At 57.3% G+C, this 13,093-nt stretch carries 13 protein-coding genes; 4 read left to right on the top strand and 9 right to left on the bottom strand.

Annotated features, from left to right (window positions below; genetic code table 11):
* Positions 1 to 39 precede the first annotated feature (39 nt).
* Positions 40 to 2,301 carry a 5-methyltetrahydropteroyltriglutamate--homocysteine S-methyltransferase gene (metE, locus tag BFV65_RS00945; protein ID WP_069596134.1) on the bottom strand — a complete coding sequence of 754 codons (2,262 nt, stop codon included), beginning with the start codon at positions 2,299 to 2,301 and terminating at the stop codon, positions 40 to 42.
* Positions 2,302 to 2,416: 115 nt separating this feature from the next.
* Between metE and metR the strand changes: the two genes are divergently transcribed.
* Entirely contained in the window at positions 2,417 to 3,370 is a 954-nt protein-coding gene (metR, locus tag BFV65_RS00940) for an HTH-type transcriptional regulator MetR (RefSeq protein ID WP_015570000.1), read from the top strand.
* On the opposite strand, the gene BFV65_RS00935 is transcribed toward metR, so the two are convergent.
* The 3 genes from BFV65_RS00935 to pldB all read right to left on the bottom strand — a co-directional run bounded on the left by BFV65_RS00935 (position 3,258) and on the right by pldB (position 6,064).
* On the bottom strand, positions 3,258 to 4,157 hold the full coding sequence (locus tag BFV65_RS00935; RefSeq protein ID WP_003860795.1) for a carboxylate/amino acid/amine transporter: 900 nt from the start codon (positions 4,155 to 4,157) through the stop codon (positions 3,258 to 3,260). The two genes, metR and BFV65_RS00935, sit on opposite strands and share 113 nt — an antisense overlap.
* An 82-nt stretch (positions 4,158 to 4,239) precedes the next feature.
* Positions 4,240 to 5,040 carry a sugar/pyridoxal phosphate phosphatase YigL gene (yigL, locus tag BFV65_RS00930; protein WP_023299050.1) on the bottom strand — a complete coding sequence of 267 codons (801 nt, stop codon included), beginning with the start codon at positions 5,038 to 5,040 and terminating at the stop codon, positions 4,240 to 4,242.
* Positions 5,041 to 5,071: 31 nt separating this feature from the next.
* On the bottom strand, positions 5,072 to 6,064 hold the full coding sequence (gene pldB, locus BFV65_RS00925) for a lysophospholipase L2 (protein ID WP_022646668.1): 993 nt from the start codon (positions 6,062 to 6,064) through the stop codon (positions 5,072 to 5,074).
* Positions 6,065 to 6,175: 111 nt separating this feature from the next.
* Here pldB and rhtB point away from each other — a divergent pair, with 111 nt between their 5' ends.
* Positions 6,176 to 6,796 (top strand): homoserine/homoserine lactone efflux protein, encoded by a 621-nt coding sequence (gene rhtB, locus BFV65_RS00920; protein ID WP_038415047.1) that lies wholly within the window; start codon positions 6,176 to 6,178, stop codon positions 6,794 to 6,796.
* On the opposite strand, the gene rhtC is transcribed toward rhtB, so the two are convergent.
* The 3 genes from rhtC to pldA all read right to left on the bottom strand — a co-directional run bounded on the left by rhtC (position 6,793) and on the right by pldA (position 10,264).
* Entirely contained in the window at positions 6,793 to 7,413 is a 621-nt protein-coding gene (gene rhtC / locus BFV65_RS00915) for a threonine export protein RhtC (RefSeq protein WP_006179256.1), read from the bottom strand. The genes rhtB and rhtC overlap by 4 nt on opposite strands.
* Positions 7,414 to 7,474: 61 nt before the next feature.
* Positions 7,475 to 9,304, bottom strand: a complete 1,830-nt coding sequence (recQ, locus tag BFV65_RS00910) for an ATP-dependent DNA helicase RecQ (protein ID WP_032626543.1) — start codon at positions 9,302 to 9,304, stop codon at positions 7,475 to 7,477.
* Positions 9,305 to 9,394: 90 nt separating this feature from the next.
* Positions 9,395 to 10,264 (bottom strand): phospholipase A, encoded by an 870-nt coding sequence (pldA, locus tag BFV65_RS00905; RefSeq protein ID WP_022646666.1) that lies wholly within the window; start codon positions 10,262 to 10,264, stop codon positions 9,395 to 9,397.
* A 160-nt stretch (positions 10,265 to 10,424) separates the two neighbouring features.
* Here pldA and yigI point away from each other — a divergent pair, with 160 nt between their 5' ends.
* Positions 10,425 to 10,892 (top strand): acyl-CoA thioesterase YigI, encoded by a 468-nt coding sequence (gene yigI / locus BFV65_RS00900; protein WP_006812366.1) that lies wholly within the window; start codon positions 10,425 to 10,427, stop codon positions 10,890 to 10,892.
* Between the two features lie 51 nt (positions 10,893 to 10,943).
* On the top strand, positions 10,944 to 11,840 hold the full coding sequence (gene rarD / locus BFV65_RS00895) for an EamA family transporter RarD (RefSeq protein WP_023299047.1): 897 nt from the start codon (positions 10,944 to 10,946) through the stop codon (positions 11,838 to 11,840).
* A gap of 43 nt (positions 11,841 to 11,883) precedes the next feature.
* Here the strand turns inward: rarD and corA are convergent, their stop codons facing one another.
* Both corA and ysgD read right to left on the bottom strand, forming a co-directional pair.
* Positions 11,884 to 12,834 (bottom strand): magnesium/cobalt transporter CorA, encoded by a 951-nt coding sequence (gene corA, locus BFV65_RS00890; RefSeq protein WP_003860807.1) that lies wholly within the window; start codon positions 12,832 to 12,834, stop codon positions 11,884 to 11,886.
* Positions 12,835 to 12,984: 150 nt separating this feature from the next.
* Positions 12,985 to 13,041: a YsgD/CorL family protein gene (ysgD, locus tag BFV65_RS23340; RefSeq protein WP_212743980.1), complete on the bottom strand. Its 57-nt coding sequence runs from the start codon at positions 13,039 to 13,041 to the stop codon at positions 12,985 to 12,987.
* Between the last annotated feature and the right edge of the window lie 52 nt (positions 13,042 to 13,093).

Here is a 13,093-nt window from a genome sequence, read left to right as displayed (position 1 = left end):
AGCCCGGTGGCGGCTACGCCTGACCGGGCCTACATTTCATCAAGCCTGACGCAAATTCTGCGCCGCCTGCACCATGTTCGCCAGCGCCGCGCGGGTTTCAGGCCAGCCACGGGTTTTCAGGCCGCAGTCCGGGTTTACCCAAAGACGTTCCGCCGGGATGCGCTGGGCCGCTTTTTGCAGCAGCGATTCAATCCACTCCACGCTTGGCACATTCGGGGAGTGAATGTCGTACACGCCCGGCCCGATTTCGTTCGGGTAGTCGAACTCTTCGAACGACTCCAGCAGCTCCATGTCTGAACGCGAGGTCTCGATGGTGATCACATCGGCGTCGAGCGCGGCAATGGAGTCCATGATGTCGTTAAATTCGCAGTAACACATGTGGGTGTGGATCTGCGTATCGTCCTTCGCGACAGCCGCGTTGAGGCGGAACGCCTCCACGCCCCACTGTAAGTAAGCATCCCAGTCGCTGCGACGCAGCGGCAAACCTTCACGCAGCGCAGGTTCGTCGATCTGAATGATGCCAATCCCGGCCGCTTCCAGATCCGCAACTTCATCGCGCAGCGCCAGGGCGATCTGTTTGGCGATGGTTTCCCGGGTTACGTCTTCACGCGGGAACGACCAGCAGAGAATGGTCACCGGACCCGTCAGCATGCCTTTTACCGGTTTGTCGGTCAGAGACTGGGCATACTTCGCCCACTCCACGGTAATCGCTTCCGGGCGGCTGACGTCGCCGATTACCACCGGCGGCTTCACGCAGCGGGAGCCGTAGCTCTGCACCCAACCGTTCTGGGTAAAGACAAACCCGTCCAGGTGCTCACCGAAGTATTCCACCATGTCGTTACGCTCGGCTTCACCGTGCACCAGCACGTCCAGACCTAAACGTTCCTGCTCGACAATCGCCTGTTTGATGTGTTCCGCAATACCGGTGCGGTAGTGATTCGCATCCAGATTGCCCTTTTTGAAGTCCAGGCGCAGGCTGCGGATCTCGGTAGTCTGCGGGAAGGAGCCGATTGTCGTGGTCGGCCACGCGGGCAGGTTAAAGCGCGCACGCTGGGCTTCGGCGCGCACTTCATACGGGCTCTGGCGCTGGCTGTCCCGGGCGGTGATGGCCGCCAGACGTTTTTCCACTGCCGGGTTATGCACGCGCGTCGAGTGACGGCGCGCCTGGATCGGAGCGCTCCAGTCGCTAATCGCTGCCGTGTCGCCGCTGTTCAACGCGTCGCGCAGCAGAGCCAGCTCCTCACACTTTTGCAGGGCGAAGGCAAACCAGCTTTTCACCTCAGGGTCGAGTCGGGTCTCCACGCTCAGGTCAATCGGGCTATGCAGCAGGGAACAGGAAGAAGCCACCCACAATTCACGTTTACCGACTATGTCTTTAATTTGTGCATATTTCTCGGTGAGATCGGCACGCCAGACGTTACGACCATTCACCAGACCGGCAGAGAGCAGCCAGTCCACTGGCAGACGCTTGTGCAACTCTGCTACATCGTCTTTGCCGTGAACGAGGTCAACGTGCAGACCCTGAACCGGCAGCGCGGTAATGGTTTTCAGGTTCGGCGTGACGCCTTCGAAGTAGGTGGTCAGCAGCAGCTTCACCTGCCCGGTGAGCGCGTTATACGCCGGTTTGAAGGCGTCCAGCCACGCCTGCGGCAGCTCAAGCACCAGCGCCGGTTCATCGATTTGCACCCACTGAATGCCGCGTTTGCCCAGCTCAATCAGCACATGCTTATAAACCGGCAGAATGTCGTTCAGCAGGCTGAGGCGGTCGAACTGTTCGCCTTTCACTTTGCCCAGCCACAGGTAGGTTATCGGCCCCAGCAGCACGGGTTTCACCTGGTGACCCAGCGCCAGCGCTTCGTCCACTTCATCCAGAAGCTGGGTCCAGGTCAGTTTGAACTGCTGGCCTTTAACGAACTCCGGCACCATATAGTGATAGTTGGTGTTGAACCACTTGGTCATTTCCGCCGCCGCCGCTGGCTCACCCGTTGGCGCGCGGCCACGGCCGATGCGGAACAGGGTATCGATATCCACCGATCCATCGTTGTTCTGATGACGAGCCGGCACGTTGCCAAGCAGCAGGCTGGTGGTCAGAACATGGTCGTACCAGGCGAAATCGCCCACCGGCAGCAGGTCAATGCCCGCCTGTTTTTGCTGATCCCAGTGACGCGCGCGCAGCTCACGTCCCACCGCCAGCAGTTCTTCACGGGTGGCGTTACCTGCCCAGTAGCTTTCTTGCGCTTTTTTTAGCTCGCGACGCAGGCCAACGCGAGGGAAACCGAGAGTGTGAGTGCGGATTGTCATGGTATGCCCCTTGTGAAATTCGTTATTTAGACGTCCAGATGTTTACACATCTATAATTGGCAGGTACTGTATATTCCTCAAGCGCAAAATGTTCATGGCGAAGTGAAGGACTTTCATGATCGAGATAAAACACCTGAAAACGCTACAAGCGTTGCGGAACTGCGGTTCTCTTGCGGCGGCAGCGGCCACGCTGCACCAGACTCAGTCTGCCCTTTCTCACCAGTTCAGCGATCTGGAACAACGCCTCGGCTTTCGTCTTTTTGTGCGTAAGAGCCAGCCTTTGCGCTTTACGCCGCAGGGCGAAATTTTGCTTCAGCTGGCGAACCAGGTGCTGCCGCAGATTGCCAGCGCGTTGCAGTCCTGCAACGAGCCGCAGCAGACCACCCTGCGCATCGCCATTGAGTGTCACAGCTGTATTCAGTGGCTGACCCCCGCGCTTGAGAACTTCCGCCAGAAGTGGCCGCAGGTGGAGATGGACTTCAAGTCCGGCGTCACGTTTGATCCGCAGCCGTCGCTTCAGCAGGGTGAGCTGGATCTGGTGATGACCTCAGATATTCTGCCGCGCAGCGGTCTGCACTATTCGCCAATGTTTGATTTTGAGGTACGTCTGGTGCTGGCCCCGGACCATCCGCTGGCCGCCAAAACGCGCATCACGCCGGAAGATCTGGCAACGGAGACGCTGCTGATTTACCCGGTACAGCGCAGTCGTCTGGATATCTGGCGCCATTTCCTGCAACCCGCAGGCATCAGCCCACAGCTGAAGAGCGTGGATAACACGCTGCTGTTAATTCAGATGGTGGCGGCCAGAATGGGAATTGCGGCGCTGCCGCACTGGGTGGTCGAGACGGTTGAACGCCAGGGTCTGGTGGTTACCAAAACCCTGGGTGAAGGACTGTGGAGCCGGCTGTACGCCGCCGTGCGCGACGGCGAGCAGCGTCAGCCGATTACGGAAGCGTTTATTCGCTCAGCGCGGAACCACGCGTGCGACCATCTTCCGTTTGTGCGGAGCGCGGAGCGACCCAGCGGCGATGTACCCACAGCGAAGCCAGGATCACCGTTCCCCCAATAAGGAAACTCGGCCAGTGCGGCTGTTCCTGCCAGATGGCGAGGTTCACCAGTAGCCCCGCCGGCACGTGCACGTTGTTCATGATCCCCAGCGTTCCGGCGTCTACCTGCGTCGCGCCGTAGTTCCACATAAAGTAGCCCAGCCCCGAGGCCACCACGCCCAGCCAGACCAGAACGCTCCACTGCACGGGGGTGGTCGGCAGCTTTTGCGGGTTGCCGAGCATAAACCATGCCGCAATCGCGACAATCGCCGCGCCCATATAGAACCACGCAAACGCGTTATGCTGCGGCATCGGGCGGGTCTCCATGAGGCGTTTGTAGCCCACCATCCCGATGGCGAAGCTGATATTGGCGAGCTGGACGAACATCAGCCCGGTCCAGAAGTGATCGCTCACCTTGTCATAGCGAATTATCGCCGCGCCAATGACTGCCAGCGCCGCGCTCAGCAGATATCCCCAGCGCAGGCGGCGCCTGCTGAGCAGGTCGTAAATCAGCGTGATATAGAGCGGCGTGAGCACGGTAAAGAGCAGAAATTCCGAGACGGAGAGGTAGACGTAAGCCCGGAAGCTGAACAGGTACATGATGCCGAGCTGCATCGCGCCCACCAGCATATACAGCAGAATGGTTTTCAGCGATTGCCCGCGGGTACGCAGGAACGGCAGGAACACCAGCGCCGCCAGCCCCACACGCATCAGCACCGAAAAGTAGCTGTCGACCGATCCGGCAAGGTATTCGCCAATCAGGCTAAAGGAGAAGGCCCACAGGATAGTGGTGATAATGAGTAGCGCCACAATGCTTGTCTCTCAGAAAGAAGGAGAGGCATTGTAGCGAACTCTTTAGTTGACATCTGAACAATAAATAATCAAATGAAGATTATTCAAGGAACAGTTTGCGCAAATACTTAGGTACCGCGTTGTCTGCGTTGGTGCCAATCACTTCCAGCTCCGGGTGCAGATCTTTCAGGCGCTGGTGCGCGTTCTGCATGATGCAGCCTTTGCCCGCCATGGAGAGCATCTCGGCATCGTTCATGCCATCGCCGAACGCGATGCAGTCTTTCAGATCAAAGCCCAGACGCTTCGCGACCGCTTCCAGCGCGTGACCTTTGGACACCCCGCCCGCCATCACTTCCAGACAAGTCAGCGTGGAGAAGCTCACGTTCACGCGGTCTCCCCAGCGGGCGTTGATCGCCTGCTCCAGCGGAAGCAGCGCTTCGTGACTTTCGCAGGTAAAGAACACCTTGCTGATCCCTTCAGGATCCAGCAAACCCGGTTCATACAGGGAGTAGTTGAAGACGGCTTCCTTGAAGAAACGCATTTCGTCCGGGCGATGACGGTTCATAAACCACTCGTCGTCGCGGTAAACGTTAGTGACGATATCCGGGTTGTTATGCACAATGCCGAACAAATCAGTGGCGATGTCGCGATCGAGATTGTGGGTAAAAATCAGGTTGCCGTCCGTGTCGTGTACGCGCGCACCGTTGGAGGTGATCATGTACGACTTGATCTCCAGGTTATCGCGGATCTGCCCCACGTCCACGTGGTGGCGGCCGGTGGCGAACACAAAGTTCACGCCACGGGCAGTCAGGAGTTTTAAGGTCTCTTTCGCATAAGGCGACAGTGTGTGGTCGGGGGAAAGCAGCGTGCCATCTAAATCAGATGCAACAACCTGGTACATAGGGATTTCAACCTCTGGTGGAAAACAATAATCAGTTATGCCTGTTGAAAAATTCAACAATGGCGTTGAGCGCGACTGAGCGCATAGCGTCCTTTTCAAAAAGGATCTCATGGTACGCACCGTTGATGACCAGCGGTTTACCCCCTTCACAGGGATGGCCCGCCGCGGCGCGAAGTTCACAATAGCGGTCATGCATGCGGTTATCCACCACACGCTCTTCTTCCGCCTGGATCAGGAGCGTCGGCGTGTCATCATCGCCTACGCCCGCCAGCACCTGCTCACCGGCATGAATACCTTCCCGCACCCAGTGCCAGGTGGGGCCGCCGACCCGCAGACGCGGTTCATCGGCATAAAAACGCAGGTTGCGGCGATAACGCTGCCGACTGTGGGTTAACACGTTGATGGCAAACGGCAACGCCCGCCAGCGTCCTGTTCCTATGGCATAGCCTTCACGAATGCGCTGATGGCCCTCAGCCCAGTCGAGAAGATGGCGCACCATCCAGTCAGGAAAACGTATCACAATGCCGTACATCGGCGCGGTCAGCGCAATGGCGTCGCACTGGTGCTTATGGCGCTGCAAAAACAACGTCGAGATCGCGCCCCCCATGGAGTGGGCAAGAATATAACGCTTGCGCCACGGTCCGGGCTGCACTTCCTGCTGCCAGAACGCGGCCAGATCGTCGACGTAATCGCTGAAGTTATCCACGTGACCGCGATGGGTATCCGGCAGCATCCGGCCGGAAAGCCCCTGCCCGCGATGGTCGATAATTAACACATCAAAGCCCAGATGGAACAGGTCATACGCCAGCTCGGCATATTTGATATAGCTTTCGATGCGCCCGGGGCAAACCACAATCACCCGGTCATTTTTTTCATCATGGAAACGAACGAAGCGTACCGGGATATCCCCGACGCCCATAAACTCATCTTCCTCACGCTGGCGCCAGAAATCGGTCAGCGGCCCCATGGAGAAAGCAGCAAATGCGTTTTCTCGTGTTTCCCAGTCCTTTTTCTGCTGAAACATTGGGTTTCCACCCCCCGTAATTCAGGGAATATCGTTTTTTTCGTCACCGGTCACAAAATGACTCAACAATAGCGTATTGTGGCATAAAAACAGACGATCCGGGAGTTTCAAATGACCTTCGAGTGGTGGTTCGCTTACCTGCTGACATCCATCATCCTCAGCCTTTCACCTGGCTCGGGCGCAATCAACACCATGACCACCTCCATTAATCACGGCTATCGCGGCGCGGCGGCGTCAATTGCCGGTTTACAGACAGGGCTTGGCATTCACATTGTGCTGGTGGGGATTGGTCTGGGCACGCTGTTCTCCCGTTCGGTGCTGGCCTTCGAGGTGCTGAAATGGGCTGGCGCAGCGTATCTTATCTGGCTGGGTATTCAACAGTGGCGCGCCGCAGGCTCGATTGATCTGCATACGCTCTCCCGGACGCAATCACGCGGCCACCTGTTTAAGCGCGCGGTATTCGTTAACCTGACCAACCCGAAAAGCATTGTGTTCCTCGCCGCCCTGTTCCCGCAGTTTATCGTGCCGCATCAGCCCCAGGTGATGCAGTACGTGGTGCTGGGCGCGACCACCATTATTGTCGATATCATTGTGATGATTGGTTACGCGACGCTGGCGCAGCGAATTGCGGCGTGGATCAAAGGGCCTAAGCAGATGAAGGCCCTGAACAAAGTCTTTGGTTCGCTGTTTATGCTGGTTGGCGCGCTGCTTGCGTCAGCGCGTCATGCTTAGCGAGAAATGATGAGATGAATGCCGAAGCCGGCGAACAGTGCGCCGGCAAAGCCGTCGATCCACTTCGCGATGCGCTGGTAGCCGCGACGCATCGCCGGTAAAGCAAACAGGCTTGCCACAACGGTAAACCAGGCGAACGTCTCAACAACGATTAGCAGGAAGATCCCCCAGCGCGCGCCCGCACCGACGTTATCCCCTACAAACAGCGAGAACACAGAGCCGAAGTAAATAATCGCTTTCGGGTTCGCCAGGTTAGTCAGCAGCCCTTTCACAAAGCTACGGCCGCCCGTTGCCAGCTCAACCTTTGGCTCTTCCGGCTTTTTCTCTTCTTTCTTCAGCGCCCCGCGCAGCATCTGGTAGCCCATCCAGCACAGGTACAGACCGCCGCCAACCATGATGATGTTATGCAGCCACGCCATTTTCGCCAGGATCAGGTTCAGACCAAGCAGCGCAACCGCCGCCCAGACCATAACGCCCATGGTGATACCGAGCACACCCATCATCGCCTCTTTGCGGGAGCGGCTGACGGCCGTTTGTGACACGAAGAAGAAGTCAGGGCCAGGGCTCATCAGCGCAACGATGTGCACTAACGCCACGGTGAGAAATAGCATTAACATAATTAGCTCGCGGGGAAATAATGTAGTGAGTCATCATCCTGGCACTTTTTCGCCCGGCTGACTACTCCTCATCATCACCATCAGCGTGGGAACGGATAAGCGCCATAAACTCTTTACCAAAGCGCTCCAGCTTGCGCGTGCCGACGCCGTTGACGCTGAGCATCTCGCTGGCGCTGAGTGGCATTTGCTCGGCCATCTCGATCAGCGTCGCGTCATTGAACACCACGTATGGCGGGATGTTCTCTTCATCGGCAATGGCTTTACGCAGCTTGCGCAGCTTGGCGAACAGCTTGCGATCGTAGTTGCCGCCGTAGGATTTCTGCATCACGCGCGGCTTCAGGGCGACGACGCGCGGAACGGCGAGCTTCAGTTCAACCTCACCGCGCAGGACCGGTCGCGCCGCTTCGGTAAGCTGAAGCGCAGAGTGCTGAGCAATATTTTGCGTGGCAAAGCCGAGATGGATCAGCTGGCGGATGATGCTTACCCAGTGCTCGTGGCTCTGGTCTTTCCCGATGCCGTAAACCGGCAGCTTGTCGTGCCCCATGTCGCGGATACGCTGGTTGTTAGCCCCACGCAGCACTTCGACGACGTAGCCCATCCCAAAGCGCTGGTTCACGCGTCCGATAGTCGAGAGCGCTTTGCGCGCGTCCATCAGACCGTCGTACTGCTTCGGCGGGTCGAGGCAGATATCGCAGTTGCCGCACGGCGCCTGTCGCCCTTCACCAAAGTAGTTGAGCAGCACCAGACGGCGGCAGGTTTGCGCTTCGGCGAAGGCACCCATCGCGTTAAGCTTGTGGCGTTCGATATCCTGCAACTGCCCTTGCGGTTTCTCCTCGAGACAGCGGCGCAGCCACGCCATATCCGCCGGATCGTAAAACAGCATCGCTTCCGCAGGCAGGCCATCACGCCCGGCGCGGCCGGTTTCCTGATAATAGGATTCGATATTGCGCGGGATATCAAAGTGCACCACAAAGCGCACGTTGGGCTTGTTGATCCCCATCCCGAACGCCACCGTTGCGACCACGATTTGCAGGTCGTCGCGCTGGAATTTTTCCTGTACGTCGGCGCGGATGTGGTTTTCTAACCCGGCATGGTATGCCGCCGCGCTAAAGCCGCGATTTTGCAGACGCGCAGCGGTGTCTTCCACCTTCGCGCGGCTGTTGCAGTAGATGATGCCGGACTTGCCGCGCTGCTCCTGCACGTAGCGCAGGAGCTGATCCAGCGGCTTGAATTTTTCCATCAGCATATAGCGGATGTTCGGCCGGTCGAAGCTGCTGACCTGAATATAGGGGTCTTTCAGCCCCAGCAGGCGAACGATGTCCTGACGCGTGGTGTCATCCGCCGTGGCGGTAAGCGCCATAAACGGCAGCTCAGGGAAGCGCTGACGCAGCTGGCCGAGGGCGGCATATTCCGGGCGGAAATCGTGCCCCCACTGGGAGATACAGTGCGCTTCATCCACCGCCAGCAGCACCGGGTTCCAGTGCGCCAGGTGATCGAGGAAGTTGTCCAGCATCAGGCGCTCTGGCGCGATATACAGCAGGCGGATCTGCCCGGTGCGGCACCCGGCCATCACCTCTTGCTGCTGCTCGCGGGTTTGCGTCGAGTTAAGACAGGCCGCCGCCACGCCGTTGGCAAGCAGCTGGTCGACCTGGTCTTTCATCAGGGAAATAAGGGGGGAGACCACAACCGTCAGGCCATTAAGTACCAGCGCGGGCACCTGATAGCAGAGCGATTTTCCGCCGCCGGTCGGCATGACCACCAGGCAATCGCGGCCTTCCAGCACGGTTTCAATGATGGTTTCCTGGCCAGGACGGAACTGCTGGTAGCCAAAGGTTTCATGCAAAACCTGTTTAGCCAGCGATTCCTGATTCAATACTTCCGCCTGCGCCACGTTAACCCCATATGCCAGAAATGAAACAGGCGCTATTTTCAGCGCCTGAGAGAGAAACTTCAACGTTTAACGCAAAAACATTCGAGCAGCTTAGAAAATATCGTTCAGCATGACGCCCACACCAACGCGGGTCTGGTTGAAGTTATAGTCGATCAGCGATTCGCCATAACCGCTATACACCTGGGTATAGAGACGAACGTGTTTCGTCACCGGGTAGCTCAGGCCCAGCTCTGCGCCGCCGTAGCCGGTATTCCAGTTGTACTGCCCTTTGGCGCTCAGCACCGCGTCACCCAGCTGATAGCCCACTTTAAGCTGATAATAGCCCATGTATTTGGTGATATCCGGGTTGTCATCGGTGCTGCCCACCACGTACCACGGCTTCACTTCCACCATGAAATTGCCGTTCTGCGCCATCAGACGCGTATAGACGCGATTCCAGCTGCGTGAGGTTGGGTCGGAACGACCGTTTGAATCGTGGTTATAGCCCACCTCCACGTCTCGCAGCGTCCAGCCTGCAAACTCATAATCAGTGGCGAAACCGAGGAACAGCTGCGGTTCATAGTTGGTTTCGCGGAACGGTGAAGATTCCCCGCTGTTGGAGAGCTGCCACCATGACTTCTGCGTGTAAGATGCACCAAGCACCGAGTTCGGCCCCAGGATGCCGCGCCATAACGGGAAGGCCAGGCTGAGCTGGAACTTCACCTCATCTTTACGCGCATTGTCAGACCAGTTATAGGAGCTTATCGCCTCTTTGTTGAGATCGCTGGTCTGGGTATAGATCACGTAGTTTGTGTCATAGGGGTAGAGCGTGAACGGATTGTCATGCTCCTGAAGCATATTGGCGATGATGCTGCCCTGAACGGCAGGTTTATCATGCACTTCTTTGATCGTCGCTTCCTGCGCATATGCTGTGAGGGGCAGCGCAACCGCCGCCAGTAACCAACCCAGATACGTCCGCATCGGTGGTGTTCTCCTGAAATTGTGACATTTAATGAATAGTTTTGTCCGGGCATTCTACAGACTTCTGCGATAACTTCCGCTTCCTCGTTTCTTAAAGTGGCATTCCTTTATCCTGAAGCATAAAATCAACATTTTGTTAACAACAAGGATGCCACGTCAGATGTCAGCCACACTCACCGCCGAAGAAACCTTAAAGCTCGTGGGCGAGATTTTTGTGTATCACATGCCATTCAACCGTGCACTGGGTCTTGAGCTGGAGCGATACGAAAAAGACTTCGCTCAGCTGAGTTTCAATAATCAGCCAATGATGGTCGGTAACTGGGCGCAAAGCATTTTGCACGGCGGGGTGATTGCCTCTGCGCTGGACGTGGCGGCCGGTCTGGTGTGCGTGGGTAGCACGCTGACGCGCCACGACACCATCAACGAAGATGAATTACGCCAGCGCCTGTCGCGCATGGGCACCATCGATTTACGCGTCGACTATCTGCGACCGGGACGCGGAAACCGCTTCACCTGCACCAGCAGCCTGCTGCGCGCCGGGAATAAAGTTGCCGTCGCCCGCGTTGAGCTGCATAACGAGGAGCAGGTTTATATCGCCAGCGCAACCGCCACTTATATGGTGGGTTGAGGCGGCAAATTCGGGTAAAATTACTTCACTTTTTTGTAACGGATTTTCCCGATGGATGCTAAACAGACGCGGCAGGGCGTTTTACTCGCTCTTGCCGCTTATTTTATTTGGGGTATCGCGCCGGCGTACTTCAAGCTTATCGCCTATGTCCCGGCGGACGAGATCCTCACTCACCGCGTCATCTGGTCGTTTTTCTTTATGATCGCGCTGATGAGCATCAGCCGTCAGTGGTCAGGCGTCAAAACGCTGCTAAAAACCCCGAAGAAGGTCTTCCTGCTTGCCCTCTCTGCGGTGCTGATTGGCGGAAACTGGCTGCTGTTTATCTGGGCGGTGAATAACCATCACATGCTCGAAGCCAGCCTGGGCTACTTCATTAACCCGCTGGTGAACATCGTGCTGGGGATGATTTTCCTCGGCGAACGTTTCCGCCGGATGCAGTGGGTGGCGGTGATTCTGGCCCTCTGCGGCGTGCTGGTGCAGCTGTGGACCTTCGGTTCACTGCCGGTTATCGCCCTGGGGCTGGCGTTCAGCTTTGCCTTCTACGGCCTGGTGCGTAAAAAAATCGCCGTGGAAGCGCAGACGGGAATGCTGTTTGAAACCCTGTGGCTGCTGCCTGTCGCCGCGATCTACCTGTTCGGTATTGCCGACAGCGCCACCAGCCACATGGGCAGCAACCCATGGTCGCTGAACCTGATGCTGATGGCGGCGGGCGTGGTCACGACGATTCCCCTGCTGTGCTTCACCGGCGCGGCAACGCGTCTGCGTCTCTCGACGCTTGGCTTCTTCCAGTACATCGGCCCGACGCTGATGTTCCTGCTGGCGGTGGTGTTTTACGGCGAGGTGCCGGGTGCGGATAAGATGGTGACGTTTGCCTTTATCTGGGTGGCGCTGGCGATTTTCGTTGCGGATGCAATTTATACCCAGCGCAGGACTCGCAGAGGAATTTAGGTGCTTTGTAGGGCGGGTAAGCGCAGCGCCACCCGCCTGATTTTTACAACCAGTTCTTCCGCTTGAAGTACAGGTACGGCGCCAGCCCGGCGAGGATCATAAAGATAATCGCCCCCGGGTAGCCAAAGCTCCACTTCAGCTCCGGCATAAACTCAAAGTTCATCCCGTAGCTGGATGCCACCAGCGTCGGCGGCAGGAACACCACGGAAACCACCGAGAAGATCTTGATGATGCGGTTCTGCTCGATGTTGATAAAGCCCATTGCCGCCTGCATCAGGAAGTTGACCTTCTGGAACAGGGATTCGTTGTGCGGCAGCAGGGATTCAATATCGCGTAAGATCTCACGCGCCTGCTCCAGCTGACCGCCCGGCAGACGCGCCTTGCGCACCAGGAAGTTCAGCGCGCGCTGGGTATCCATCAGACACAAACGCACCTTCCAGCCGATATCTTCCAGCTCTGCAAGCGTGGACAACGCTTCGTCGTACTCATCGCCCTGATGGCCTTCCATGATCACGCGGCTCAGCTTTTCCAGGTCGCTGTAGATGTTTTCGATTTCATCCGCCAGCTGTTCGATTTTGGTTTCGAACAGATCCAGCAGCAGCTCATAGGCGTTACCGTCCATCATCGCCTGGCTGCGGGCGCGCATGCGGTAGAGACGAAACGCAGGCAGTTCGCGCTCGCGCAGGGTGAACAGGCGGCCATCGCGGATGGTGAACGCCACAGTGGAGTTCCCCGCGTGGTCTTCGGCATCTTCGAAGAAGAAGAAGGAGTGAATGTGCAGGCCGTCTTCGTCTTCAAAAAAACGGGCGGATGCTTCGATGTCTTCCAGTTCCGGGCGTGTCGCCAGGCTTTGCCCCAGTTCAGATTGTACGCGAAGGCGCTCATCGTCGTCCGGCTCGACCAGATCCACCCATACGGCATCAATGAGGGGCTGTGACTCTTCGGCTTCAAGCCGAGTCAGTCGGTTATTTTCGAGTTGAAATGCGCTCAACATGACCGGGACTCCCAATGCAAAAAATATCGGACAGTTCGGTGGGCACACAGAAACAAATTGGGTTTCAGACCATTAAACAGCCTGACTCAGCGCGACGGGAATGATGCAGTCGCTGACAACCACTAAGGCCATCAGCAAGAGGAGATAGCCTTAGGAGTTGTTCCTGGATGACAGGGAATTGAGCCAGTATCTACTGGGTGTGTCCAAGGCGAATGTCCTCTTAGCGTAATCGTGCGCGCATGTTACGCCAGCAATAACT

The sequence above is a fragment of the Enterobacter hormaechei subsp. hoffmannii genome (assembly GCF_001729745.1).
In the GTDB taxonomy this organism is placed as follows: Bacteria; Pseudomonadota; Gammaproteobacteria; order Enterobacterales; family Enterobacteriaceae; genus Enterobacter; species Enterobacter intestinihominis.
Note: the sequence above shows the minus strand (reverse complement) of the source record. Positions and strands in the feature narration are given on the sequence as shown.